The organism is Propionicimonas paludicola, from assembly GCF_002563675.1.
GTDB classification, from domain to species: domain Bacteria; phylum Actinomycetota; class Actinomycetes; order Propionibacteriales; family Propionibacteriaceae; genus Propionicimonas; species Propionicimonas paludicola.
Window position 1 is genome coordinate 1799754 of sequence record NZ_PDJC01000001.1, and the last position, 25783, is coordinate 1825536.

A 25783-nucleotide genomic window follows, 5' to 3' on the forward strand; every position below is an offset into this window, starting at 1 on the left:
TCATGACGCAGCGCGGGACTTTGGCCGGGGACGACCCGGCTGGCTACCAAGCGGCTGAGGCCCAGGCGGGCTCACACGCTCGCCGACTGAACAGCCTGCGGGCGGCCGTCCTGGGCGCGAACGACGGCATCGTCTCGACCGCGGGCATCGTCATCGGCGTAGCCGGCGCCACTTTGGAGTTCTTCCCCATCTTCACCGCCGGCATCGCCGGGCTGACCGCCGGCGCCATGTCGATGGCGGTCGGCGAGTACGTGTCGGTGAGCGCCCAACGCGACACCGAGCAGGCGCTGCTCGACAAGGAGCGACGCGAACTCGAAGAGATGCCCGAAGAGGAGCTGGCCGAGCTGGCCGGCCTCTACGAGGCCAAGGGCCTCGACCCGGAACTGGCCCACCAAGTGGCCGTCCAGCTGCACGAGCACGACGCCCTGGCCGCCCACGCCGAGACCGAACTGGGCATCGACCCGGACGAGCTGACCAGCCCCTGGGTGGCCGCCGGATCGTCGGCGGTGTCGTTCACGATCGGCTCCGCGCTCCCCCTGCTCGCGATCCTGATCGCCCCGACCGCCCTGAAGATCCCGATCACCGTGGTCGCTGTGGTCGCCGCCCTGGTCCTCACCGGCTACCTGAGCGCCCGCGCCGGCGGCACCCCGGTGCTGCGCTCGATCCTCCGCAACGTCCTTGGCGGCCTGGTGGCCATGGGCATCACCTACTGGATCGGACGCCTGGTCGGCCACACGCTCGGCTGATTCGCCGAGTCGCCGGATGGGCGGCAACTGCAGGTCGATCGGACACCTGGGCAACTCTCAGCCCCAACGCAGGACATCGGCTCGGGTGTGGTGGCGGCCTCACCCGAGCCGATGGACAAGTCGTCTAGCAACCTGCGGCTTTCGTGTTCCTCAGGGGCCGACTCATCTAGGGGCGATCTGGTTTCGGATGGCCCGGGGGGAGCCCATCACCTGATCGCTTCATGCCCCGGGTGGATGGGGCATGACACAACCTTGCATTGCGCGGGCTGCGCGCGCATCCCGTGATCATCCCTATTTCCGCACGGTAAGCAAGTTCATCGGTTTTCGCTGACCGGCCGCGCACCGACTCACTAGAAATGACTGATGCCGTGGCGCGGGTATGAGAACATCATGCGCAGTTCGTTTGGCGAAGATCGCCGAGATGCGGACTGGACGGGCCCGCCGACACCCGCCCCGAAGGAACCATGATGGACGCCGGTGCGAGCACCACGACGACCGCCGCTGCATACGGCGTCGCCGCTGGCCCTCAGACGCGCTACGTAGGGCTAGCCCTCCTGCTGTGCTGGACCTACTCGGTGTGGTTCGTCACCTCTCCCGTCTCCAGCCTGGTTCAATCCGGCGACACCCTCGTGTTGTCGCGGGTGACCACAACCCTTACTTCCGTGGTGGTGCCACTGCTGTTCGTGTGGCGCCTCGGCCGGACTGCACGGATGCCCGTCACCCCGGCTCTCATCTGGACCTCCGCCGTGCTCTCCTCCACTGCCAGCGCGGTGTCTGGGCTGCTCGACCGGTCCATGCCGAACCCCTGGCCGTACTTCGTGGTGAGCCTGACCACCGGGACCTTCAGCGCCATCATGTGGCTGATGTGGGGCCAGCGGCTCGCCGACCAGGCCGCCGACTTCGCGATCGAACATATCGCGCCGGTGTACGGCGGACTCCTCCTCGTGACGGTCATTGCGACAGCAGTGATCCCCAACCCGGCGCGCAGCCTGGTGATAGCGGCCTACCCCCTTGCCTCCGGCCTTCTGCTGCACCTCAACCTTCGGCTACAGACACACGCCAGAGCTCCACGGCTGCTGCCACGCGCGACCAGGGACGACGCCCGGCACCCCATCGTCACCGCAGCCGTGGCGTCGGCGACGGCTGCCTTCACCTGCTTCCTGCTGGTGATGATCATCCCCCTCACCAATCTGCTGGCAGACGACTACCCGTTCGCTTGGGGCGTGACTTGCGGCGCCATCCTGATCCTGGCTTACGCAGGAGTCCGGCTCTGGACCAGGCGCCGCGGGTACAACTTCTCGCCCTTCGCCTGGCTTCTTCTGCCCACGATCGCCGCTTGTGCCACCTTCTTGGCCACACCACAAACGCACTTGGTCGAGTTCCTTCTCGCCCTCGCCACTTGTCTGCTGCTAGAGCTGCTTCTCGTGCGCTTCATGGGCGTGTTGACCCTGCGTGGCTACCTGTCTCCGTTGGTTGCGTTCGCGATTTCGCGCAGCGCCTTCCGCTTCGGGGTCACCCTGGCGATCATTGTCGGCACAATCTTCGCTCGGATGCCGCAGGTCGCCACGGTCGCGCTGGCCCCCACGTTCGTCGTGCTGATTGTGGTCTTGGGCGGCTTCGCGATGACCATGGTTCGCCAGGAGTACGCCATTCACGTGATCACCACCGGACCTCCCGAGGCCAGCGACTTGGACGCCATGGTCGATTCGGTGGCCACAGAGTTCCAGCTCTCTGAACGCGAACGCGAAATCGTCGCCCTGATCGGACTCGGCTACTCCGCTGCCGCAGTTGCCGAGAAGCTGGTGATCTCGCCCCACACCGTCAACACCCACGTCCAGCACATCTACGCCAAGCTCGGCATCCACAAGCGCTCCGAGCTGATCGCCTACCTACGCCGGAACGCCTGAGGCCCGGACGCCTGGTCGGCCACACGCTCGGCTGATGCCCAGCCTGTACCTTCCCCGGCAACCAGAGGCCTTCTACACCCCCAGGGCATCCCAGAGCCAGCGGAGTTCTACAGTCCCGATGGTGACCAACACCGCCCACCCCTGGGCTGATCCACAAGGGCGCCCGGGCGACTCGCTACTCGTCGGCGACTGGCCGCCTCCCGACGGCGAGCCGACAGTGGCGGATCTCGCGTTCAGCGCGCCCGGCTCGCGTCTTCAGACTGTGATCGCCGCTCAGGCCGCCGCCGTGCCGACCGGGAGGGGCCGACGACGAGCACACCGGCGGTCAAGCTGGGAGGTCGGAGTTGAAGGCGAGCGGCTCGTTGCGGCCGAACTCGCTCGCTTGACTACCGTCGACCCACGTTGGCACGTCCTGCACTCGCTACCCGTTGGCCGCCAAGGCGCCGACATCGACCATCTGGTCATCGGGCCGTGCGGCATCTTCACCATCAACGCAAAACACCACCCACGCGGACGCATCTGGGTCGCTGGCGCCACGTTCATGGTCAACGGGAACCGCGTCCCATAGATCGGGGCCGCCCACTACGAGGGCAAGCGCGTCGCCGCCAGGCTCGGCCGGGCTCTCCACACCACCGTCGGGGTCCAGCCGGTGATCGCCGTGGTCCATGCAGAAAGCCTCACCATCAGGCGACGCCCCGAAGATGTTGCCGTCGTCTCCCGCCGCCGGCTGACGGGCTTCTTGAGTGGCTTCCGCCCGATCCTCTCCCAGGACCAGGTCGAGTACGCGTTCGGCCTCGCGCGCCTCGGCAGCGACTGGCGCTGACGGTAGCTACTCGCGCCAGGCTTGCCTGGTGATAGTGGAGGGTGCGTTGAGCCGTGCCGCACCTCGGTCGAGATCCCGAGACGGCCCGGCGCATACTTCACGCGGGAGAACATGTTCCCAATCAGGACTCCGGCTGCCCCATTCGTTGTCCGCCTCGCAGAGCGACCCGGCGGGCAGCTCGGGCGCGAGCCAAGGTCCTAGAGTTGAGCAAGTCGGCCATCATCATCCGCCGATCTCGTATGGCAACGCCTTCGACGTGACTAGCGGCCCTGAACCGCCGACTGCGAAGGATAGGATTGAATCAAGTAGCCAACCACTAGTGGTCAGGGACATGACACCTTCTCAAGAAGTCTTTCGCTCCTATGCCCAGAACCAAGAGGATGTGGTTCTATACAGGGCGCTTGGTGGCGCGGTTGATCGCGGCCACTACCTCGAGGTAGGCGCGTACCATCCCAGCGTCAAGTCCACAAGCTACGCTCTTTATGAGCGAGGGTGGCGAGGAATCCTCGTAGAGCCGCAGGAGGAGTTTGCCCACCTGTGCCGTGCTATGCGTCCAGATGATTGCGTTGTTCAGGCGCTGATCGGCGACTCGACTCGGGACTCCGTGCCCTTCTACCGCGTCTCTGGTGGCGCGAGATCGACGATGGTGCCAAGCGTTGCCGACTCATATCCCGACCGCGTCACGCGCACGTCGTCTCGAATGGTAACGCTGAACGATCTGCTCCGTTCCGCGGAGTGGGCTCGGGAGGCCTTTCACTTCATGGTTCTCGATGTTGAAGGAGCGGAAGCCAACGCGCTTCGCGGCATAGATCTGGATGAGTACAGACCGTGGATAATCGTAGTGGAATCGGTGCATCCTGTGTCACTCCTCGACTCAAGCGCTGAGTGGCGGGACTTGTTGATAGCGGCCAGATATTGTGAAGTGATGTTTGACGGCGTGTCTAGATATTTCCTTGCCGAGGAGCATCAGGACTTGGCGCGACTCATCTATCCGGCATGCAGCACTGACCACTTCGTCCTGGATGTCCCTCCGCAGGCGTCCCTTGAGGCGCCTAATCCAGATGGCACTGAGTCTTCGAACTCGGCGAATCCGTGGTTGCCGCAGCTGGCGGCCTCCATACTGGGCACGACGCTGCTGGATGTGAATTCCGGCTCGGACGGAATTAACGCGCTAGCCGCTCTGCCAGAGGAAGGTCTTGTCGGACTGGAGAAGCTAGCAAGCGCGATCCAGGTCGCAACGAGCCGCGCTCGAGTTCTGAAGACTATCTCTGCACGCTCACGTACACAGTCACTCTCACTCAACGAAGGCTGCGCAGGAAATGAATGAGATTATTGCAGCTGCTACAGCAGCCAATGCCATATTCGTGCTCTTGAGCGTCGGAGCCGCGATCGTCACTTATCGCTCAAACCGCACGCATGGGCGAGTTCAATCGCTTATTCAAGTGGCCGAGTGGTTCCGTCGCACTCAAGTGAAGGATGCCCGCAAGGCAATTTACAAGCTGGACCGCGACAAGCACAGAAAGTGGAACGATACGAGTCGTGAAAATATCGCCACCTGGGTCGGATACCTCGACGTCGTCTCGACCTTAGTCCTCACCGGAGACTTGGATCGCCGAGACTTCGTGCGAATGTACGGCGACACAGTCTTTCGCACAATATACGTGCTCGCCCCGTGGCTAGAGAGCCAGTACGCAACATTTGGTTCTCAGTACCTGAAATCGACACAGATAGTCCTTCCCAAACTTGTTCGGGAATGGGATAGTCTTTCCAAGAAGCGTCGCTTTGGTCCTGATGGCAACTACCCGCGGGAACTCACCATCGCCTGGTCGTCCAAACAGAAGATCGACCCGCACACTTTTTTGCAGGATAATGCCGTGCGCCAGTTTCTGAGGAAGTAGGAGAAGGCGGCTGCGACACTTCCTGCCGAGTCTGCCCTGGGACTCCCAACGGTGCGTGGCAGTCCCTTTAGCGCGGTGGGCGGCGCACGGGTAGGCGGCCCTATCCGTCGATCCCCACCACTTCTTGTCCCGATCTGGATCGGCCCAGTGGTTGAAGAGCTTGCGCGAGATCGGGCCGACCCGCTGGTAGCCGCGCTGGCGCCAGATGCTGACTTCGCGGCGGAGCTGGTCGATGGCGTGGTTGCCCGCGATCTTCTCGCCGACGACTTCGAGGCCGTCGGACAGGGCATCCTGGATGTTCGCCGCCTGGTCCTTCTTCGGCACGGGCACGAAAACAGACTCGCTCGGTCGACGTCCAGTCGCAACCTCTCCAGTCGGGCCATTTGGTCCGATCACAAAGGATCGTCTTTGCTCGTCCAAAAGCACCATATCCGTACGAGCCTGGCGCTCGCCGGGGACGCTCCGAGTCCTCCTAGCCACGGCGATGCTGCGACGGTTGAGGATCGCACGCGATGCAGCCAGTTCGAGGGTGCCCATCCGAAGTGTCGGCACCTTCTGCTCAGATGACACTGGCGAGAGTCTCTGGGAAGGAGGCGGGATAGATGAGTTCGAGGCGTGGCAGGTCAGTCAAGCGAGACTTCATCGGCTTGGCGGTGGGTCTTGCCTCTATAGGCCCGGTTTGGTGGCCCTGAAGGTTGGGCTCGTCGCCGCTGCGGCCAACGCGCTAGCGCAGTTCTTTGTCCATGTGATCCCGTACCACTGGTCCTCGGCTCGGTGACCACAGGTCCGAGAGCGAAGATCGCGCTCACGCGACCTGAACGGCTGCCGACAGACACAGGTCCGTCATTCGAGTTCAGAGCGAGAATCACCAACAGACGGGCCAGCTCCATCCCGAACCCAGTGTGCCCGCTGCTTCGGGAGCGTCCGACCCTTGAAGAAGGCGGGGGCCTTGATCCGCCAGGCGAGCATCAGGGGAATGGCCAGCGCCATTCCGAGGACGCCGACGATGAACACCGTGCCGACGCCCATCACTGAGCTGCCGGAGCCGTACTCGGGGTCCATCATGTTGCCGGCCTCGACGACCAGGACGTAGCCGAGAACGACCACCGCAATCGCCGGCAGAATCACCTGACCGAAGGCCGTCCGCACCGAGGCGAACGCCGTCCGGTGGAAGTACACCACCGACGACAGCGACGCGACGATGTAGTACACGCAGATCGAGATGCCGACGCTGTAGACCGAGTCGGCCACGATCGAGTCGCTGGTCAGGCTCAGGCCCAGGTAGATCGCCAAGGTCAGCAGGCCCATGGCCCAGGTGGCCACCTTGGGGGCCGCGGTGGCCTCGTCCACGCTGGCGAAGCGCTTGGGCAGCGCCTTGTAGCTGGCCATGGCCAGCAGGTTGCGGGCGGTCGGCATCACCGTCGACATGGTGGCCGAGAACGCCGACACCGCGATGATCAGGGCCGCGACAACCGCACCCCAGGTCCCGACCGCGGCCGTGGCCATCGAGCCGAACACGTCGTCGATGTTGTCGGGATGGGTGAGGCTGAGCGGGTCGGTCTCGTCGATCCCGGCGTAGGCCAGGGCCGCGACCGCGAAGACCACGTACGTGACCAGGATGATCGTCATTGAGATCACGCCGGTACGTCCGGCCTGCTTCGCGTTGCCGCCGGACTCCTCCGACATGGCCAGGGACGCATCGAAGCCCCAGAAGATGAACAGCGCCACCAGGAAGCCGCCCATCATGGCGTCGTAGCCGTTGATGGCCAGCGGGTTGAACCACTCCCAGGAGAACGGCTCGGCGGTCGGGGCGGCATTGCCGCTGAGCACGGCGGCCACCATGATCAGGGCGAACACGATCAGTCCGCCGTACTGGACGATGGTCAGCAGCAGCGTGGTGCGCGACGACTCCTCCGCACCCCGGGCCACCAGCCAGGTGGTCAGCAGGATGAACGCCGCACCGATCGCCGCTCGCAGCAGGATCGGCGGGTCCTCCAGCCCAGCGACCGTGACTACGGCATTCACCGTCACCTCGGCCGCGCCGACCCCGGCCAGCGTGCTGGACAAGAACAGCCCCCAGCCACCGATCCAGCCGGTGTAGGGGCCGATCGCCATCGAGCCCCAGGTGAACACGGTGCCGGAGTCCGGCGCCACCTCGGTCATGTGCTTGTAGGCCAGCGCCACGAAGAACATCGGGATCACCGAGATCAGGAAGATGATCGGCAACTGGTAGCCGGACGCGGCCGCACCCCAGCCCAGCGCGCCGGTCAGCGAGTAGGCCGGCGCCGTGGCCGCCAGCCCGATTGACACGGCCGCAACCAGGGACACCGAACCCTTGCGTAACCCCTTGTCAACGAGCCCTTCGGCGTCGATATCGGCATGCTCGTGACTGTGGACAGCGCCGTCCATGGTGACCTCTTCGGGAGTGTGGGTCAGTACAACAGTGGCGGCGAGCATATCCCCCAAATGAATGCCGTTGGGTAGGGATTTCCCATTTATCTCACCACTCATTCATCGGGATTGGCCTCCCGGTCCGCTCCCCATGGGTCCGCGGCTCACGACCAACCGGGGCCGGACGCAGAAGAGCCAGGTTGGAGGCCACCCCGCGGGCCCCCAACCTGGCTCAGTGGTGGACGTGACGCAGACGTCCACCAGCCTCAGGCGAGCTTGTCGAGCAGCTCCGGCAGCATCGCCTCGAGGTCGGCAACCAGGCCAAGATCGCAATGACCGAAGATCGGCGCATTCTTGTCCTTGTTGATGGCCACAATCGCCTTCGAACCGTTCACGCCCACCAGGTGCTGCACCTGGCCGGAAATGCCCAGCGCCAGATACACCTTCGGTGAGATCACCGCGCCGGAGACCCCCAGATAGCGGTTCTTGGGCAGCCAGCCCAGCCCTTCGGCGATCGGACGGCTGCACGCCAGCTCACCGCCGAGCTTGCGGGCAAGTTCGGCGGCCCGGGCCACGTTCTCCACCGAGCCGATCCCCCGGCCCACGCCGACCACGACCTCGGCCACGCCGAGATCCACACTCTCCTCGGCCAGCGGCGCCCGCGACATCAGCCGAATCGGGCCGGACGCCACCGCGGCGTCGATGGTGGTCACCGATCCGCCGCCGACCGGGGCGGCCGGGGCGAACAGTCCAGGGCCCACGATGGCGATCACCGATGGCGCCACCGAGGCCTGCTCGGTCGCTCCGCCGTAGCGGACCAGCCCGAACTCGAAGCCGGCCTCGGCCTCAGCCAGGGAGGCCACATCGCTGGCCACCGGCATCCCGGTCGCCACCGACAGCCGTCCGGCCAACGCCCGGACCCGCTTGCCGGCCCGCAGCAGCACCAGCTCCGGCTGCAGGGCCGTGATCTCCTCGATCAGCACCGGCCAGCAGTCGTCCAGCCACACGTCCTCGGAGATCTCCAGCAGGCGTACCGCCACCCCGAGTTCGGCCACCGCGCACGCCTGGTCGGCCGACCCGACCACCACCGCGATCACCTCTTCGGCAAGGGCGGACGCCCCTGCGCACAACTCCGCGTAGCCCCCGACCGACTCGCCGTAGACAACGGCTCGCTTCGCCTTCACTTGGCATCCTTCCCGATCAGCCGACGCAGAGCGTCGAAGAACTCCTGCTGCTGAGCCGCCTCATACACGGCTCCGGCCCGCTGCCGGGACTCCGGCGCGCGCTCCGGCCCGGCCACCCTAGCCGGTCCGGAGCACGCCACTCCCAGGTCGGCCAGCGACCAGTCGGTCGCCGGCTTCTTGCCGGCCCCGAGGATGTCCTTCATCGTCGGGATCCTGGGCGAGTTCAGGTCCGAGGTCACCGAGAGCACCGCCGGCAGCGGCACTGCCAGCGTCTCGACCACCCCGTCCAGAGTCCGCTCGACCACCAGGCCGTCCGCGGAGACCTCGATCTTGCTGACCGCGTTCAGGTACGGCAGCCCGAGCCGGGCCGCCAGCTGCGCGCCCACCTGCTGCGCATAGCGATCCGCCGAGCCCTCACCGCACACGACCAAGTCGACGCCCTCGACCCGTCCGACGGCCGCAGCCAGGACTTCGGCGGTGACGCCGGCGTCGGCCGTGGTCAGGCTCGGATCGACCACCGAGGTCAGCGCGCTCACGCCGCGGGACAGGACGCTCTTGCGCAGCTTGGAGTCACGAACCTCCTCGCCACCCACGGTCAGCGCCACCAGCTCACCGCCATCGGCGGCCAGCTGCGCGCCGGCCTCGATGGCATTGAGGTCGTAGTCACCGACCCGCAGGCCGCAGGCGTCGAGGGTGACCGTCCGGTCGGGCGCGACCACGAGGTCACGCTCGTCCCGGACGACCTTGAAACAGGCAACGATCTTCATCAAACTCCCACCTTGGTTGTCAGGTCTCGGTCCTTCGGCACCCAGGCGCCTCGGGACAGGTTCACCGCAGGCACGATCAGCACCGCAGCAAGCAGGTAGAGCCCGATCACCAGGTAGAAGCACCAGGCGAAGGAGCCGGTCAGGTCGACGATGCGTCCGTAGATCAGGAACGACAGCGAGGTGGCCAAGAAGATGCCGGTGGACACCCACGAGTAGATCTCGGCGTAGTTCAGGCTCCCGAAACAGTTGCGCACCAGCAGCGGGACGATCACGGTCAGGCCGGCATAGCCCACCCCGAAGATCACCATGCCCAGGTAGAACAGCCACACGTCGGTGGCCAGATAGGCCAGCAGCATGCCGAGGGCTCCGCACAGCATGGCTGCGATCGAGGTCGGCTTCACGCCGATCCGGTCAGCCAGCCAGCCGAGCACCAGCTTGCCGATGGTGCCGCCGATCATGACGATCGAGACCGCCATCGCCCCGGCCGCTGCGCCGAGCGGGCTCTTGGCCGTGTAGGCCGGCACCTGCTGGAAGAAGGCCGCCGTCATCACGATGATGGCCGCGATCAGGATCACCAGGTAGAGCCCTGGGCTGGCCAATGCCTGCGCGCGGGTGGCACCTTCGCCACCGCGGACGGCATCGGACGGCTCGTTGCCGGACGGTGCCTCATCGGCGCCGTAGGGCTTGAGTCCCATCTTCTCGGGGCTGTCCCGGACGAACAGGAAGGTGAGCACCACCGAAATCACGGTGGCCACCAGGCAGATCACCAGCCGCGAGTACTGCCAGCCGTGCGAGGTGATCAGGGCCTGAGTGATCGGGCTGGTCAGGGCGGCCAGCACGCTGAGGACGGCCGCGGTGAGCCCCAAGGCGAGGCCGTTGCTCTTGTGGAACCAGCGGTTCACCAGCACCGGGGCTGCCAGGTACATGAAGAAGGCGCACGTCACGCCGTAGATGACGCCGTAGAGGTTCCACTGCCACAACTGCGTGGCGTAGGCGGTGGCAGCCGAGGAGAGGCCGAAGATCACCGACGTGATGGTGAGGATCACCCGCGGCGAGTACCGGGCGAACATCCGTCCGGCGATCGGGGTGCACACGGCAGCCACCAAGGGCTGCAGGGTGCGGTACATGGTGGTGCTGGTCTGGTCCCAGCCGAACTCGGTCATCACCGGCGCCACGAACAGCCCGGCGGTGTTTCCGATCATCCCCACCGGGATCGAGTAACAACCAATGCAGCCCAGCAGAACCAGCCAGGGCCACCAACTGCGCGAAGACGTACTGGTCATTGAAGTCGCTTTCCGCGTCCCCTGCTGGGACGGCCCGTTGGCCGTCCCAGCAAGCAACGACTCAGGCCTTGGCCCAGCTCTTGCGAGCGTTCTTGACGATGATCGGGATGAACACCGCGGTCAGCACGTACATGACGATGACCAGGATGAACGCAGCGTCAAACTTCTTGGTGAGGTCGAAGATCTGCGCGTAGATGAGCGCGGCCGCACCACTGAAGATGAAGATGCCGGTGGAGACCCACTGGTAGATGTCGGAGTAGTTCGCCGTCCCGAAACCTTCGCGGGCCAGCATCGGAGCCACCACAGTCAGCGCCGCGAAGCCGATGCCGAAGATGCCCATGCCGATGTAGAACACCGTCACGTTGGCTCCGGAGAAGAAGGCCATGGCCACACCGAGTGCACCGCACAGCGCGGCGAAGACGCCGGTGGCCATGCTGCCGATCTTGTCGCTCATCCAGCCGAGCAGGAACTTGCCGATGGTCGAGCCGATCATCACGATCGAGACGGCCAGGGCACCGGCGGCGGCACCCAGCGGGCCGGTCGCCGCGAACGACGGGATCTGCTGGAAGAAGGCCGCGCAGAGCACGAAGAAGCCGGCCACCAGGATCAGCAGGTAGAACGAGAACGAGCGACGCGCCTGGTCGAGGGTGGCGCCGTCCTGAACCGAGGCCCCCGGGGCATCGGACGAGGCCGCGGACTGCGCCTCTGCGCCGTAGGGAAGCACGCCCATGCTGGCCGGATCGCGGCGGACGAACAGTGCGGTCAGGATCGTCGGGATGACGGTGATGATGATGCCGAACACCAGGCGGGCCGAGCGCCAGCCGCTGGTGGCGATCATCGACTGTGCCCACGGGCTGCACAGGGCGGCGATCAGGCTCAAGGTGGCACCGGCGACGCCGAGGGCGACCCCGGCTCCCTTACGGAACCAGGCGTTGATCAGGGTCGGAACCGCGAAGAACATGAAGAACGAGCAGCAGATGCCGTAGATGACGCCGTAGGCGTGCCACTCCCAGGGCTGGGTGGCGTAGGCCGTCCAGATGGTCGCCAGACCGTACAGCGCGGCGGTGATGGTGAGCACCCAGCGCGGGTTGTACTTGGCCATGATCTTGGCGGCGAAAGGCGTGCACAGCGCGGCAACCCAGGGCTGCAGGGTCATGTACAAGGAGGCGGTGGTGCGATCCCACCCGGTCTCCTTCATCACCGGGGTGAGGAAGACGCCCGAGGTGTTACCCACCACTCCGACCGGAATGGCGTAGAAGCCGATACAGGCGACGACGATCAGCCAGGCATAGTTCGAGCCCAAACCGGTCTTCGGAGCCAGCGGGGCGAGGTTGCCCGGCGTGGCGTTGGTTGTCATTTTGACCTCTCTGTCAGGTGACGGTTGTGGCGCTATTTCGCGCCGTTGTTGAGGATTCCGAGCTGGTAGAGCTCGTCGATGTGCTCGTCGCTGAAGCCGTGCTCAGTCAGCACCGAGCGGGTGTCGAAGTCGTACGGGGCACCACCGCGCACCGTCCGACTCGGGTTGTTGGCGAATCTCGGCACCGGAGTGGCACCGAGCATCTCTTCGCCGGTTTGGATGTCCTGCCAGCTCTCAAACACCCCGCGCTGCTGGTAATGGGAGTTCTCGAGCATCATCTGGTAGGTCATGATCGGGCTGAGCGCGACGCCCATCGGAGCGAAAGTCGCTTCGACTTCGGCCACCGTGTGGTCCAGGCAGAACTGGTCCAGCTTCTCGGTGAACTTGCGAGCCCGTTCGGGGAAGTTGCGGGTGATCGACTGGATCGTGCCCTGGAAGTCCGGGTCATCGCCCAGGCCGAAGAACTCGATCATGCCGCGGACAGCCTTGGCGCCGCCGACCGCGATGAAGATCCAGCCGTCGCGGCACTGCTGAGTGCCCTGACAAGCACCGACGGTGTCGAGGTTGCCCATCCGGGGAGCCTGCTTGCCCTTGTTGAGTCCGTCGGTCAGGTAGGACGCCTGGAGCCGGACGATCGACTCGAACTGGGCCACGTCGATGCTCTCGCCGACCCCGGTCTCCCGGGCCCGGATCACCGCGGCCAGCGACGACCAGGCGCCGAACAGGCCGGCGATGAAGTCACCGGTGTAGGGCTTGGTCACGTAGGGCGGCAGCGGATCGGGGAAGCCGTTGATGGCCATGTAGCCGCTGAACGCCTGGCCGATCGAGTCGAAGGAGGCCCGCCGCAGGTAGCCCGGGTCGCCGGTCTGGCCGAAGCCGGAGACGTGGACGATGACCAGATCCGGCTTGACCTGCCACAGCACCTCGTCGGTCAGCCCCCAGGACGCCCAGGTGCCGCCGCGGGAGGACTCCACCAGCATGTCGGCGTCGGCGAGCAGCCGGAACAGCACCTCCTTGCCCTGCGGGGTCGGGATGTTCAGGGTCATCGAGCGCTGGTTGCGCCGCTCCATGGACCACGACTGCGGCCACAGCCGGTACATGTCGGGCACCAGGGTGCTCTCCACCTGGATCACGTCGGCACCCTGCTCGGCGAACAGCTCGCACATGAACGGGCCGGCGACCACCGAGGAGGCGTTGATCACCTTCAGGTTCTGCAGGTTTCCGAACTTCGGAGGGGGCAAGGGGCTCATCGGCCTACCTCTGTTTCTGCTAGTGGATGTGGGTTTACGTGGGAACCGGACGGGTCAGCCGCCGGTGGTCTCGAAGTACTCTCGGCGGGTCAACTGGCCGGCCGCGTAGAGCTCGTCGCGCAGCTGCGCGGAGATCCCCAAGTCGGCCAGGATCTCGTCGTTGTCCATGCCCACGGTCGGGGCGCCGCGCCAGACCTGGCCGGGATAGCCGGCCACCTCGGGGACCACCTTCACGCCGGGGATCCGGGTCTGTCCGTCGGTGGCCAGCCACTCGGTGATCACCTGACGGGCCACGTACTGCGGGTGAGTGCGGGCTGCCTCGTAATCCATCAGCCGCGAACACGGGATACCCGCCCCGGCCAGGATCTCCTCGACCTCGGCGGCGGTGTGCACGCTGAGGAACTCGGCGAAGGACGCCTCCAGCACCTGCGCAGCCACGGTATCCACCGGGACGAAGGTGGAGCCGGTCGGGAACAGCTCGCTGCCGTAGTCGAGGTCGAGCAGGGCCAGCACCTTCGGCACCACCCCGGCTCCGAGCACCAGCACGTAGAGCTCTTCACCGTCGGCGGCCGTGTAGGTCCCGTACAGGGCGCAGATCCGGCTGCGGTTGCCTTCCTTGGTGTAGTCTAAGCCATAGCGGTAGTAGTCGGTCGGATAGTTGGCCTGCAGCCGCATCATCAGTTCGAACTGGGCGATGTCGAGGCTCTCGCCGCGTCCGGTCTGCTGGCGCTTCAGCAGCGCCGCATTGGCCATCCCGAAGGCGAACATGCCAGCCGCATAGTCGGCCGGGAACGGCATGGCCGGCGCGGACGGCTGTCCGGGCAACCCGTTCATCCGCATCACGCAGCCGAACGCCTGCGCGATCGGGTCATAGCTGGCCCGGGACACATAGCTCGGGTCGCCGGTCTGGCCGAAGCCGGAGATGTGGGCGATCACCAAGCCGGGGTTGAGCTCCCACAGGGTCTGGTCGGAGTAGCCGATCTTGGCGAACCGGCCGCCCACCGAGGCCTCGACCAACACATCGGCGGTCTCGATCAGCCGGGCGAAGACCTCCCGTCCGGCGCCATGCACGTAGTCCAGCGACAGGCTGCGCATGTTGCGCCGGTCCTGTTGCCAGGCCCCGGAGCGGCGAGCCACCCGGGAGGAGTCGATCGCTTTGGGGTTCTCGATCCAGATCACCTCGGCGCCGTGCTCGGCGAACAGCTCACCGGCGAACGGGGCGGCCACCGAGAGCCCGATCATGACCACCCGGTAGCCGTTGAGCAGGCCGAACTCCGGCTGGGAAAGACGTGCTGGCATCGTCGTCCCCTACCGCGGGTTCTTCGGCGGAGCCACCGAGGAGGCTTCCCCGGCGAAGGTCTGGACGATGCCGGCGAACCGTCGGGCCTCGTCACCGACCACTTCCAGGTCGGTGTCCATCCAGTTGCGGCGTCGCACGGCGACCAGCGCCCAGTCCCGGGCCGTGCCGCTGATCCGGTTGGCGGCGTCCGGCTCGCCGCGATTCCACAGCTCCCCCGACGGCAACGTCACCGACAGGTAGAGCGGGGTATCGGGCAGCTCGAGCCCGTTGATCCGGTAAGCGTTCGGACGGGCCTGCCAGGACAGGAACAAGGTGCTGACGATCCGGTCCTTGACCACCGGATCCAGGCCGAGGGCGTCGTAGATGTCCACCGAATGCGCCCACAGCTCCATCAGCCGCGCCGAGGCCAGCGACTTGGCCGACATCGGCAGCCCCGGCGCCCACGGGATCCGGGCCTTGGGGTCGGTGTCCAGGAAGGTCACGGCCAGCCGGCTGCGCTGCTCGCGCCACCAGGTCATCGTCTCGGCGCCGGTCAGGTGGCCGAAGGCGGTCGGGGTGTAGATCGCGTCGTGCCCGAACTCCACATCGGAGACCCCGTTGACGCAGGTGAACCCGCCGCCGATCATCCGCACCGCGGCGTAGTCGAAAGCCGCCACGTGCTGCAGTTCCTGCTTGATCGTCCACTCGCAGTTTGCCGACGGCGAGTTCCACACGCTCTCGGGCAGCCCGTCCAGGACGGCGTCCACCTGGGCCTGCTCGGCCAGCAGATCACTGACGATGCTCTTCATGGCTGAGCCTCAGTCCTGGTACTGCTTGAGGATCGAGCGGCCGGCGATGTGGATCATCACTTCGTCGGTGCCGCCGCCGATCCGCTGCACCCGGGCGTCCAGCCACAGCCGAGAGATCCGGCAGTCGGTGGTGTAGCCGATGCCGCCCATGATCTGCATGGCGTCGTCGATGACCTTGTTGGCCTCCTGCGCGCAGTAGAGCTTGGCCAGCGCCGAGTCGATCTGCACCGACTGACCGTTGTCGATCTTCCAGGCGGTCTTGTGAATCAGGTTGCGCATGTTCTCGATGCGCAGCTTGGAGTAGGTGATCTTCTCCTGGGTCAGCTGGAAGGCCCCGATCGGCTTGCCGAACTGGATCCGCTGGTTGGCGTAGCGGGCGGCGTCCTCGAAGGCGCACTCAGCCATGCCCAGCAGGCTGGAGGCCATCAGGAGGCGCTCGACCTCGAAGTTGATCATCAGCTGCATGAAGCCGTTGCCCTCGACTCCGACCAGGTCGGACTCGTCCAGCTCGACCTCGTCGAGGTAGACCTCGCAGGTGTCCATCATGTGCCAGCCGATCTTGGACAGCGGCTCGACCGTGATCCCCTTGGCGGCCATCGGCACCCACCACATGGTGAAGGCGTTCTTCTTGTTGGCCTCGGTGTCCGGCTCGGAGTTGCGGGCCAGGCAGAGCATGTAGCGCGCCCGCTGGGCATTGCTCATGAAGGTCTTGTGGCCGTTCAGGTAGACCTTGCCGTCGCGGCGGGTGAAGGTGGTGGCGATGGCGCTGGAGTCCGAGCCGGCCTGCGGTTCGGTGAAGCCCAGGACGAAGCCGACCCGGCCGGCGGTGATCTCGCCCATGCACTCGGCCTGCTGTTTGGGCGAACCGAACTCCAGCATGTCGGCGATCGACAGCGCCTGTCCGAAGACGAAGTGCGGCCCGCCGAGGCGGCAGATCTCCTCGGCCACCAGCATCAAGGTGAGGGTGTCGACCGGCGTGCCGCCGTGCTCCTCGGGCACGCCCAGCATCGAGAAGCCCGCCTCGTTCAGAGCGTCCACCAGTTCCTGGGGGTAGCGATGCTCGGCGTAGCACTCCTTCATGTAGTCCTCGCTGCCGGAGCGCGCCATCACTTCGCGCAGGCTCTCCAGCAGGAGTTCCTGCTCCTCAGTGATCTGGAAGTCCATCTCGTCCTCTTTCAGTTACTTTCGACGTGGTAGCGGATCAGCCCGTCCGGGCCGATGGTGGTGGCCAAGGCACCGGATGCGACCAGGTGCTCCAGCCGGGCCAAGGTGGTGCTGGCGATCGACCAGCGACGCCCGGGGGCGACCTTTGTCCACTCCCGGTGCGGTGCTCGATGGGTGATGATCAGTTCGGCCGCGGTCACCGGCTGATGGGCCGCGACCAGCGCGACCAGCTCGGCCTGGCGGCGCTCGTGGTGCCGCCGCAGCCGGCGCAGCCGGGTGGCCAGTTCGTCGCGTCCGCGAGCCCGGCCGTGGCCGGGCAGGACGGTCTCGACGTCGAGAGCGGCCACTCGGCGCAGGCTCTCGAAGTAGTTGGCCACCGGATCACCCGTCTCCGAGAACAGCGCCGGCGGCAGCTCGAAGAGCACGTGATCACCACTGAACAGCAGCTTCGACTTCGGTAGGTACAAGCACAGATGCCCGTCGGTGTGGCCGGGGGTTGCGACCACCTGCATCTCCAGGCCGGCCAGGGTGAGCTGATCGCCGTCGCCAACCAGCAGACTGGGCAGCTCGGGCACCTCGGCCGGGCAGGCGCGCAGCTGCAGGCCTGCGTAGAGGATCACCTCGTCGGCCGCGAAGCCGGCCGCCGTGAACCGCTCGCTGACCCGGGACGGGCCGAAGGCGGCGGCACTGCGAACCAGCGGCGACTCCCCCAGCCAGCGGGCCACCAGTCCGGAGTGATCGGCATGCTCGTGGCTGAGATAGACCGCAGACACCTCGGCCTGCAGGTGTTCGACCGCGCGTAGCAGGCTGCCGTGGGCAACCTCATTGGCCGCACCCGGATCGATCAGCAGCCAGCCCTGGGTCCCCTCGACCAGGTAGGCGTTGGTGGTCGCGGCGTGCCGGGGCAGCATCGGCATGGTGACCCGGTAGACGGCCGGGTCGCTGTGCACCTGGGTGAGCACCTCGTCCAGCTCGGGACGACGCTTCAGCGACGCCAGCCGGGCCCGGGCATCACGGCTGCGCCGGATCACCTCGGCCCGATGCAGCTTGCCGGCGAAGTCCCGGCCCAGGCTGGGCAGGACCGTCAGCGAGCGCGGCTTCTTGAAGCCGGCCAGCCGTCCCCGGCAGAAGCACTGGAGTTCGGCAAGGGTGAGGGAGGCGCCCGGACGCAGCTCGACCACGGCGGCAACGGCCTCGTCCAGCACCGGGTCGGCCTCGCCGTAGACCATGGCGTCCAGCACGGCCGGATGCTCGCGGACGACCGACTCCACCTCACCGACGAAGACGTTCTCGCCGCCGGACTTGATCAGTTCGCGCTTGCGCCCGGCCAGGTAGAAGTAGCCGTCGGAGTCGCGCAGCATCAGATCGCCGGTGCGCCACCAGCCGTCGGCCGTGAAGCCGGCCGCGGTCAGTTCGGGCTGCCCGTGGTAGCCGCGCATCACCGCTGCCGAGCGACACACGCCTTCGCCGACAACGCCGTCGGGGACCGGCTGGCCGTCCTCGTCGACGATCCGCATCTCCATCAGCGGCATCGGCCGGCCGATGCTGCGGATCCGGGGCGTCCGCTTCAGCGCCATCTCCCGGGTGAGCACCAGGCTGCAGCCCAGGCCGGACTCGGTCTGGCCCCAGCCGTAGTTCATGATGGCGTTCGGGAACGTCCGATAGATGTCGGCCACGATCTCGGGGCTGGTGCCGCCGGCCGAGCTTTGCACAAGTCGCACCGAGGACAGGTCGTACTCGCCCAGCCGTGGATGCGCCATCAGCCGCACGTAGGTGGTCGGCGGCAACAAGATGATGTAGCTGACCCGGTAGCGCTGGATGCTGGTCAGAATCTCATCCGGGTCGAAGGACGAGCACAGCACCAAGGTGGCCCCCAGGGCCAGCGCGCTGCCGAACCAGGAGTGGCCCCCGTGGTGCTCCAGCGGGCACTGGATCAGCACCACCTTCGCCTCATCGGCGAACATCCCGTTGGAGCCGAAGACTCCTTCGAACTCGGTCAGGTCGGCCCGGTGGGTGCGCTCGGCCGCCTTCGGGGCACCGGTGCTGCCGCCGGTGAACTGGATCCGGGACAGCGCCTCGGGCTCGCGGAACAGCTCCGGCTCGGCGGCGCTGAACCTGTCCAGCAGCGGGCCCAGATCCTCCGCACCCTCGACTGCGCCGTCCACGCACAGCACCGACCGCAGCCCGTCCACCTCGCCGCGGGCCGCACTGACGACCTCGGCGAACCGGCTCGAGAACAGCAGCACCGTGGCGTCCGAGGTACGCAGGAAGTACTCCAGCTCGGGTGCAATCGAGCGGGCGTTCACCGGGACCGCCACCGCGCCGAGCTTCTGAATGGCGTAGTAGACCTCGATCAGAGCGGCGCAGTTCGGCAGGAAGTAGGCCACGGCATCACCGGGACGCACCCCACGCGCAGCCAACAGCGCGCAGATCTGGTTGCTCCGGGCGTTGACCTCGGCATAGCTGTACTCGTGCCCGCCGCAGATGATCGCGGTCCGCTCCGGATTTGCCCGCGCAGCAGCCACGAATGGCTCTGCGACATTGGCGAAGCCGGCCAGGCTGGGCCGACCCGAAGCGGGTGGAAGGGCGTTCATCGACGTAGCCGGCTCAGCTCTGCTCGCCGCCGGGCGCGCGGAAGGCTCCGCTGTGCGCGCAGAACGGGGACGCGGTGGCTTCGGTCTCGAGCATGGCGTCCAGGCCGTCGTCGTAGCCGGCGTTAAGCATCCCCTTGGTCAGCTGGATCGACAGGGCCGGCATCGCGGCCACCTCCCGAGCCAGGGCCAGGGTGCCGTCGACCAGCTGATCGGCCGGGAACACCCGGTTGATCAGCCGGTAGCCGAGCAGGTCGGAGGCGCCGAGCACCGCATTGGTGAACAGCAGCTCCTTGGCGAGCTTGTCGCCGACCAGCTGCGGCAGGAACTTGGCCAGCCCCATCTCCGGGACGATGCCGATCTTGCAGAAGGCCGGCACCACCTGGACCCGGTCGGAGACGCAGACCAGGTCGCAGGCCAGCATCAGCGAGAACGCGCCGCCCACGGCGTAGCCGTCCACCATGGCGATCACCGGGGTGGCCATCCGCCGGACCTGGCGAATCACGTCCAGGTAGGGACGCAGGGTGGCCCGAGTGTTGGCCAGGCTGACCTGATCCGGTGGGGTCTGGCGCAGGTCACCGCCGCTGGAGAAGTTCTCCCCGGCGCCGCGCAGAATGACCACCCGGGTCGCCTCGTCCGCGTCGGCTTGGCGGAGCAACTCCCCTAGCCGGACCATCATCGGCGCACTGATGGCGTTCTTCTTGCGCGGCTGGTTCAGCACCAGCACGGTGATGCCGGGCTCGAGCTGCTCGGCGTAGACGGCGTCGTCCATGGTGAGTCCTTCCTCAGATCCGGCAGGCGGCCTGGTAGCCGGCCTTGGTGGCGTCCGCGATCCGTCCGGGGTCGGCGCAATCGCCGGCCTCGTACACCTCGACACCGGTGGCCTGCAGGGCTTCGAACAGTGAGCGGTTGGCCTGGAAGCCGAGGGTGACCGCCACGGTCTTGGCCGGGACGCTGACCGGCTGGTCGCCGGAGGGCCCGCGCTGGACGACCTCGACCGTGCGCGGAGTGATCTTGGTGATCTCCGAGCTGGTCAGCGTGGTGACGTTCTCGGCCTTGCGGAAGGCGCCCACCACATGGAACCGGTCGCTGCCGCCGACGTCGTGGCCGATCTTGGGTCCGGCCTCGATGATCGTGGTCTTGCGGCCGCTCTCCATGGCCAGATGGCCCAGCTCACAGCCCGGGAGTCCGCCGCCGACGATGGCCAGCGGATTGCCCAGCGGCCACGGGCTGCGCTTGCTCATCACCCGGGCGAAGCCGGGGGTGTAGTACAGCCGCAGGAACACCGCGCCGCAGTTCCACATGATCTTGTTGATCAGTCCGGGCTTCTTCGGCGGGTGCCCGTTCAGCATCTCCAGGAAGTCGTGGGAGGTGACCACATTCGTCCCGTCGGCGCCGGGGACGTCGATCCCCTTCGGCTCGCCGCCGATCGCCACCACCACGGCGTCCGGACGCACCTGGCGCACCAACTCGGGGGTGACCGGAGTGTTCAGCACCACCTTCACCTGCGGGTGCAGCCGCAGCTGGACCCGGAAGGAGCGCAGCAGTCGCTCATGCAGCGGGCTGAAGATCGAGCTCATCTTCACCGAGCCACCGACCCGCGGGCCGGCCTCGTAGATGGTCACGGTGTGGCCCCGATCGGCAGCGGTCATTGCTGCCGAAATGCCGGCCGGGCCGGAGCCGGCCACCATCACCTTCTTGGGTGCCGTGGCGGGGGGCAGGGTGAGGGTGTCCAGCTCCGCGCCCAGCCGCGGATTGGCCGCACACTTGGTCAACGGAAGCTCACGGCCAACAACGTCATCGATACAGCGGTTGCAGCAGATGCACATCCGCAGCTCTTCGGGTCGATCCTCGACCACCTTGCGCGGGAAGTCCGGGTCGGCGATCGAGTAGCGCAGGCCGCCGATCAGGTCGGCCTTGCCCTCGCGCAGGATCCGCTCCATCACCACCGGATCGGTCTCCCGGTAGGCGGTGACCACCGGCTTGGTGGCCACGGTCTTGATCTGCTGGGAGATCCACGACCAGTGGCCGTCCGGGATCTCCTTGGTGGTCAGCGGAACGCTCGACTCGTGCCAGCCGACGGCCAGGTTGTGCAGGTCCATGCCGGCGGCTTCCAGGAACGGAACCACCTTCAGGGCGTCCTCGATGGTGTGCCCGGCGCCGTTCTCGCTCTTCACGTACTCCACCGGCGACCAGCGGACGATGATCGGGAAGTCGGGGCCGACCATGGCCCGGATCTCGGAGATCACCTCGACGGTGAGCCGGACCCGGTTCTCCAGGCTGCCGCCGTACTCATCGGTGCGATCGTTGGTAGCCGGGGACAGGAAGCGGTTGAGGATCCCGCCGACGCCGGCCATCACCTCGACGCCGTCCCAGCCGGCGTCCTTCATCACCCGGACGCAGTTGAGGAACTGCTGCTTGAACAACGCGATGTGCTGGGCCTCCATCCGGCGGAACGGGCCCATGAACTTCAAGATGGTGATGTCGGACGGGCCCCAGGCCACCTCGTCCTCGTCGGCCTTGGTCTTCCAGTCGTGGACGAAGTAGGGCTGGCCGACCAGCAGGCCGCCGTGCCGATGCACCACCTCGGCCATCTGGCGCAGGTGCGGCAGGCAGCTGTCGTCGTAGCAGCCGGGCATCGGAGAGAGCCCGGGGTGCTCAGCCGAGCGCTCGTGCGGGCTGAGGGTCTGAGTGATCAGGGCGGTCTGCCCGGCGGCGCGCTGCTCCAGGTAGTTCAGGAACCGCTGCGTCGGCCGGGAGTTCTGGTCGGTGTAGCCCGCTCCCGGCGACATCGACGTCGTCATCATCCGGTTGCGCAGGACCACTCCCCCCACCTGCAGCGGTGAGGACAGGAGCGGGAACTTCATACCCATCAGGTGCTTCCTTCTTGCCGTTGAGCCGCTATCCGCGGCGGTATTCGATGCCCATCTCGCCGCGCGGGAAGTACCAGGAGGCCAGCGCGGTTCCGTGGGCCAGGACGTAACAGGTGCCGCACTCGAAGCAGCCGGCGTAGTCGAAGTCGAGGCTGCCGTCGTCATTGAGCCGGTACAGCCCGGCCGGGCAGCCCCGGACCAGCAGTTCGAGGGTCTTGCGCGGGACGCCGGAGGTGTCGGCCAGCGTGATGTGGGCCGACTCCTCGTCCACGGCGAAGCGATCGACGGCGAGCTTGGACTCCAGGCTCATCGAGTTCCCCCTTTGCGGTTGGCGGTGCCGCGGACGCGGATCGCGGCACCGCCCAGGGCCCCGGCGACAGAGGCCCGTCCATTGATTGCGCCAAGGCCGCGCCACAGGTCCCGGACGAGGCGTCCGAAACCGATCGGTCGCGCTGCGGTGCGCAGTGAGCGAGTGATCGGTTCGGGCTTGCTGCCGTCCACGGAGAACAAAGACAGCATGGCGTCTTCGGCCAGCTTCGGGTAATCGGTGAACATCCCGCGGGTGTCCTCCAAAAACTTCGGGAACCGGCGATAGAAGGCCAAGTCGGTGAGCACAAAGCTCTCCTTGAGGCGGTCGGCGTACTCGGCCAGCGAGGCGGCCGAGAAGTCGTTGCGTCCGTGTGCGGCGATCACGGTCTCGGCGGCGATCCGGCCCGACTCGATGGCCAGGTCCATGCCGCGGATCGTGTAGCCGGTGTTCAGGCCCAGCCCCGCGGCGTCCCCCAAGAGCAGGGCGCCCTCGTGGACGAGCTGCGGGACGGCGTCGTAGCCGCCTTCGAGGGCCAGGTGACCGCCGTACTCGACCAGGGTGCCGCCGGCGATCAGCGGGGCCACCACCGGATGGCGCTTCAGCCGCTCGACCATCTCCGGCACCCGGACGTCGCTGTAGCCCAGGTCGCCGATGGTGGTGACGATGCCGAGCGAGACGGTGTCGCGGTTGGTGTAGAGGAAACCGCCACCGATGTGCCCGTCGGTGCAGTCACCGTCGAAGACCCAGGCGCAGCCCTCACCGGCGGCCAGCCCGAACCGCTGGCTGACCACGTCCTCGCCGAGCTGGATCACTTCCTTGGCGCCGACCGCGTAGTGATGCGGGTTCGGTTCGCCGATCAGTCCGGCCCGGCGGGCCAGCAACGAGATCGCGCCGTCGGCGAGGAGGACAATCTTGGCGCTCATCTCCTCCTCGCCGGCGACGACACCTGCCACTCGACCGTCACGCAGCAGCAGGTCGTCCACTCGGATTCCGGTGATCACGCTCGCCCCGGCCGCCTCTGCCTGGTCGGCGAGCCACTGATCGAACGGCGCTCGCAGCACCGAGTAGGACGCGGACTTTCCGCCGAGCTTTCCGCTGCCGAACTCGACGGTGGAGGCACTCTCCTGAGTCAGCAGAGAGATGCGCTCCTTGGTGATCAGGCGCTCGAGTGGAGCCTCGGTGGCGAAGTCAGGGAAGACCTTGCCGAGGGCGTGGGTGTACAGCCGACCGCCGGACAGGTTCTTGCTGCCGGCACTCACGCCACGGTCGATCAGGACCACGTCGAGACCAGCCCGGGCGAGCACCGTGGCGGCGGTGCTACCGGCGGGCCCGGCCCCCACGATGATCGCGTCGAACGCGTCCTCAGCCATGCACTCCTCCACCTCATTGGGAAGGCCGAAGCCTGTACGTACTTTTCAGACTGTTGCCGTCTGAAGTTATTTCAGACACTAGCAGTCCATAACCGAAACGCGCTACCGTTCGATCAGTGGCGCGTCGATGAGTGCGCCGAAAGGGGACCCCACCTTGCCCGGACTGCCTGCAGACGCTGGCGGCTTCAGCTCTCCGCACTCACCGCGCCGAGTCGGCCGTCCCCTGGACGAGACCGCCGAAGGCCGGATCCTCCGCGCCGGCATCGACCTCTACGGTCGCGAGGGCTGGCGTGGCACCACAATGTCGGCCATCGCCAAGGAAGCCGGAGTCGGCAAGGCCCTGCTCTACTCCCGATTCAGCAGCCAGACCGACATCCTCATCGCCGCCTTCGAGGCCTACATCCCCGAGCTCACCGGCGAGTTCAGCGGCATCCGCGAGCTGCTGCTCGCCGAGGCCAACCGGATGGCCGATCTGTACTTGGGTGAGCATTCGCTGGCCCTGCAGCGGGCGATCATCGACGCCTCAGCCGGAGTCGACCCGTTCCCGCAGATCACCGAGGGAATGTCCCAGCGCACCGTGATTCCGATGCGTGCCCACGTCCGGGCCGCGATCGAGCGCGGCGAACTCCCGCCGTGGACGAAGGTGACCCCACTGCTGGATGTGATCGAGGGCGCGGTGCGGATGCACGTCTTCGCCGCCCCTCATCTGACCGAGAAAGTGCGCGCCGGAATCCGCGACTACACCCGAAACCTGGTCGACGAGCAGCTGCTGCTGCTGACCAAGGTCGGTCCGCTGCGCGGGCATCCGGATCCGGACTGGCAGCCCCGACCGGCCCAGGACTAGCCAGGACGCCGTCGGCCGACCGGTCGGCCAGGCGTGCGGCGAGGACTCAGCCGAAGGCGGCGATGTCGATCTTGCCCATGCTCATCAGCGTGGCGTAGGCGTCCGGGCCGGCCATCAGCTCGTCCAGGTTGTCGGGAACCAGCTGCCAGCTCAGGCCGAACTTGTCCTGACACCAGCCGCATTGCTCGGCCTCGGGGACGGCACTGAGCTCGCCCCACCAGCGATCCAGCTCTTCCTGCCCGTGGCAGTAGACCAGCAGCGAGACTCCGGGGGTGAAGGTGAAGTCCTGGTCGGCGGCGTCCATTGCGGCCAGCCACTCGCCCACCAGCTGGAAGTCGGCGAACATCACCTGGCCGGCGACCGGGCCGGCCTCGGCCGGGTAGGTCGCGATAGTGCCCGGACGTCCACCGAACAACCCCAGGTAGAAGTCGATGGCCTCCTTGGCCCGTCCCTGGACGGTGCTGCCGAACATGATCGACGGGACGATGAACGGCCGCGGCTCGCCCTCGGGGTTGGTCAACATCAGCTGCCAGCTGACTCCCCACTTGTCCTCGACCCAGCCGTAGCGGCGGCTGTAGGGATACTCCTGCAGCGGCATCAGCACGCTGCCCTCCGCGGCCAGGGCGGTCCACAGATCGTCCAGATGCTCGCGGGCCTGGTCGTCGACCGACGGGTCGAAGTTCACGAAGAACGACACCGACGGGTTCGGACGAAACTCCGGCCCGGCGTTGATGCCGACCAACCGGTAGCCGCCCAACTCGAACTCGACAGTGACCGGCTGACCGGCGAACTCCTTCTGGAAGTCGGGTAAGCCCTCGTCGGGGTAGCGGTGGATGTCGATGATCCGCGCATTCGGGAAGACCGATGCGTAGAACGTGGCCGCCTCCTCGGCGGTGTGGTCGAACCAGAGGTTCGGGACGATCTTCTGCATGGCCGG

22 protein-coding genes are annotated in these 25783 nt (G+C 66.7%); 7 read left to right on the forward strand and 15 right to left on the reverse strand.

Features of this window, described 5'->3' with window-relative positions:
• The first annotated feature begins 2 nt into the window (after nt 1-2).
• The 6 genes from ATK74_RS08315 to ATK74_RS08335 all read left to right on the forward strand — a co-directional run bounded on the left by ATK74_RS08315 (nt 3) and on the right by ATK74_RS08335 (nt 5374).
• Complete coding sequence (locus ATK74_RS08315; RefSeq protein ID WP_098460587.1) at nt 3-746, forward strand: VIT1/CCC1 transporter family protein; 744 nt, start codon at nt 3-5, stop codon at nt 744-746.
• 467 nt (nt 747-1213) lie between these two features.
• Nucleotides 1214-2653: a response regulator transcription factor gene (locus ATK74_RS08320; RefSeq protein ID WP_169923782.1), complete on the forward strand. Its 1440-nt coding sequence runs from the start codon at nt 1214-1216 to the stop codon at nt 2651-2653.
• 121 nt (nt 2654-2774) lie between these two features.
• Nucleotides 2775-3221: a nuclease-related domain-containing protein gene (locus ATK74_RS08325; protein ID WP_169923783.1), complete on the forward strand. Its 447-nt coding sequence runs from the start codon at nt 2775-2777 to the stop codon at nt 3219-3221.
• Nucleotides 3222-3302: 81 nt separating this feature from the next.
• The gene (locus ATK74_RS15365) at nt 3303-3476 is read left to right on the forward strand and encodes a hypothetical protein (RefSeq protein WP_169923784.1); all 174 of its coding nucleotides are present in this window, start codon (nt 3303-3305) and stop codon (nt 3474-3476) included.
• Nucleotides 3477-3795: 319 nt separating this feature from the next.
• Nucleotides 3796-4803: an FkbM family methyltransferase gene (locus ATK74_RS08330; protein WP_098460590.1), complete on the forward strand. Its 1008-nt coding sequence runs from the start codon at nt 3796-3798 to the stop codon at nt 4801-4803.
• The gene (locus tag ATK74_RS08335; protein ID WP_143483593.1) at nt 4796-5374 is read left to right on the forward strand and encodes a DUF4760 domain-containing protein; all 579 of its coding nucleotides are present in this window, start codon (nt 4796-4798) and stop codon (nt 5372-5374) included. The genes ATK74_RS08330 and ATK74_RS08335 overlap by 8 nt, the downstream gene beginning before the upstream one ends.
• An 843-nt stretch (nt 5375-6217) precedes the next feature.
• Here the strand turns inward: ATK74_RS08335 and ATK74_RS08345 are convergent.
• The 14 genes from ATK74_RS08345 to ATK74_RS08410 form a co-directional block, all read right to left on the reverse strand.
• Entirely contained in the window at nt 6218-7783 is a 1566-nt protein-coding gene (locus ATK74_RS08345; RefSeq protein WP_098462154.1) for an APC family permease, read from the reverse strand.
• 248 nt (nt 7784-8031) lie between these two features.
• The gene (locus tag ATK74_RS08350) at nt 8032-8949 is read right to left on the reverse strand and encodes an electron transfer flavoprotein subunit alpha/FixB family protein (RefSeq protein ID WP_098460593.1); all 918 of its coding nucleotides are present in this window, start codon (nt 8947-8949) and stop codon (nt 8032-8034) included.
• On the reverse strand, nt 8946-9716 hold the full coding sequence (fixA, locus tag ATK74_RS08355) for a putative electron transfer flavoprotein FixA (RefSeq protein WP_098460594.1): 771 nt from the start codon (nt 9714-9716) through the stop codon (nt 8946-8948). The genes ATK74_RS08350 and fixA overlap by 4 nt, the downstream gene beginning before the upstream one ends.
• A complete protein-coding gene (locus tag ATK74_RS08360; RefSeq protein ID WP_098460595.1) occupies nt 9716-10999 on the reverse strand; it encodes an MFS transporter in 1284 nt (427 codons plus the stop codon). The genes fixA and ATK74_RS08360 overlap by 1 nt, the downstream gene beginning before the upstream one ends.
• 61 nt (nt 11000-11060) lie before the next feature.
• Nucleotides 11061-12356 carry an MFS transporter gene (locus ATK74_RS08365; RefSeq protein WP_098460596.1) on the reverse strand — a complete coding sequence of 432 codons (1296 nt, stop codon included), beginning with the start codon at nt 12354-12356 and terminating at the stop codon, nt 11061-11063.
• 32 nt (nt 12357-12388) lie between these two features.
• A complete protein-coding gene (locus ATK74_RS08370) occupies nt 12389-13606 on the reverse strand; it encodes a CoA transferase (protein WP_098460597.1) in 1218 nt (405 codons plus the stop codon).
• 54 nt (nt 13607-13660) lie between these two features.
• The gene (locus ATK74_RS08375; RefSeq protein WP_098460598.1) at nt 13661-14905 is read right to left on the reverse strand and encodes a CoA transferase; all 1245 of its coding nucleotides are present in this window, start codon (nt 14903-14905) and stop codon (nt 13661-13663) included.
• A gap of 9 nt (nt 14906-14914) precedes the next feature.
• Nucleotides 14915-15694 carry a TIGR03084 family metal-binding protein gene (locus ATK74_RS08380; RefSeq protein WP_098460599.1) on the reverse strand — a complete coding sequence of 260 codons (780 nt, stop codon included), beginning with the start codon at nt 15692-15694 and terminating at the stop codon, nt 14915-14917.
• A gap of 9 nt (nt 15695-15703) precedes the next feature.
• Complete coding sequence (locus ATK74_RS08385) at nt 15704-16858, reverse strand: acyl-CoA dehydrogenase (protein ID WP_098460600.1); 1155 nt, start codon at nt 16856-16858, stop codon at nt 15704-15706.
• Between the two features lie 11 nt (nt 16859-16869).
• Complete coding sequence (locus tag ATK74_RS08390) at nt 16870-19452, reverse strand: AMP-binding protein (RefSeq protein ID WP_098460601.1); 2583 nt, start codon at nt 19450-19452, stop codon at nt 16870-16872.
• Between the two features lie 13 nt (nt 19453-19465).
• A complete protein-coding gene (locus ATK74_RS08395; RefSeq protein ID WP_098460602.1) occupies nt 19466-20221 on the reverse strand; it encodes an enoyl-CoA hydratase/isomerase family protein in 756 nt (251 codons plus the stop codon).
• A gap of 13 nt (nt 20222-20234) precedes the next feature.
• Nucleotides 20235-22322: an oxidoreductase gene (locus ATK74_RS08400; protein WP_098460603.1), complete on the reverse strand. Its 2088-nt coding sequence runs from the start codon at nt 22320-22322 to the stop codon at nt 20235-20237.
• A gap of 28 nt (nt 22323-22350) precedes the next feature.
• The gene (locus ATK74_RS08405; RefSeq protein ID WP_098460604.1) at nt 22351-22632 is read right to left on the reverse strand and encodes a ferredoxin family protein; all 282 of its coding nucleotides are present in this window, start codon (nt 22630-22632) and stop codon (nt 22351-22353) included.
• Complete coding sequence (locus ATK74_RS08410) at nt 22629-24002, reverse strand: FAD-dependent oxidoreductase (RefSeq protein ID WP_098460605.1); 1374 nt, start codon at nt 24000-24002, stop codon at nt 22629-22631. The genes ATK74_RS08405 and ATK74_RS08410 overlap by 4 nt, the downstream gene beginning before the upstream one ends.
• A 127-nt stretch (nt 24003-24129) precedes the next feature.
• Between ATK74_RS08410 and ATK74_RS08415 the strand changes: the two genes are divergently transcribed.
• A complete protein-coding gene (locus ATK74_RS08415) occupies nt 24130-24846 on the forward strand; it encodes a TetR/AcrR family transcriptional regulator (RefSeq protein ID WP_098460606.1) in 717 nt (238 codons plus the stop codon).
• 46 nt (nt 24847-24892) lie between these two features.
• On the opposite strand, the gene ATK74_RS08420 is transcribed toward ATK74_RS08415, so the two are convergent.
• Entirely contained in the window at nt 24893-25777 is an 885-nt protein-coding gene (locus ATK74_RS08420; RefSeq protein WP_098460607.1) for a VOC family protein, read from the reverse strand.
• Nucleotides 25778-25783: the final 6 nt, after the last annotated feature.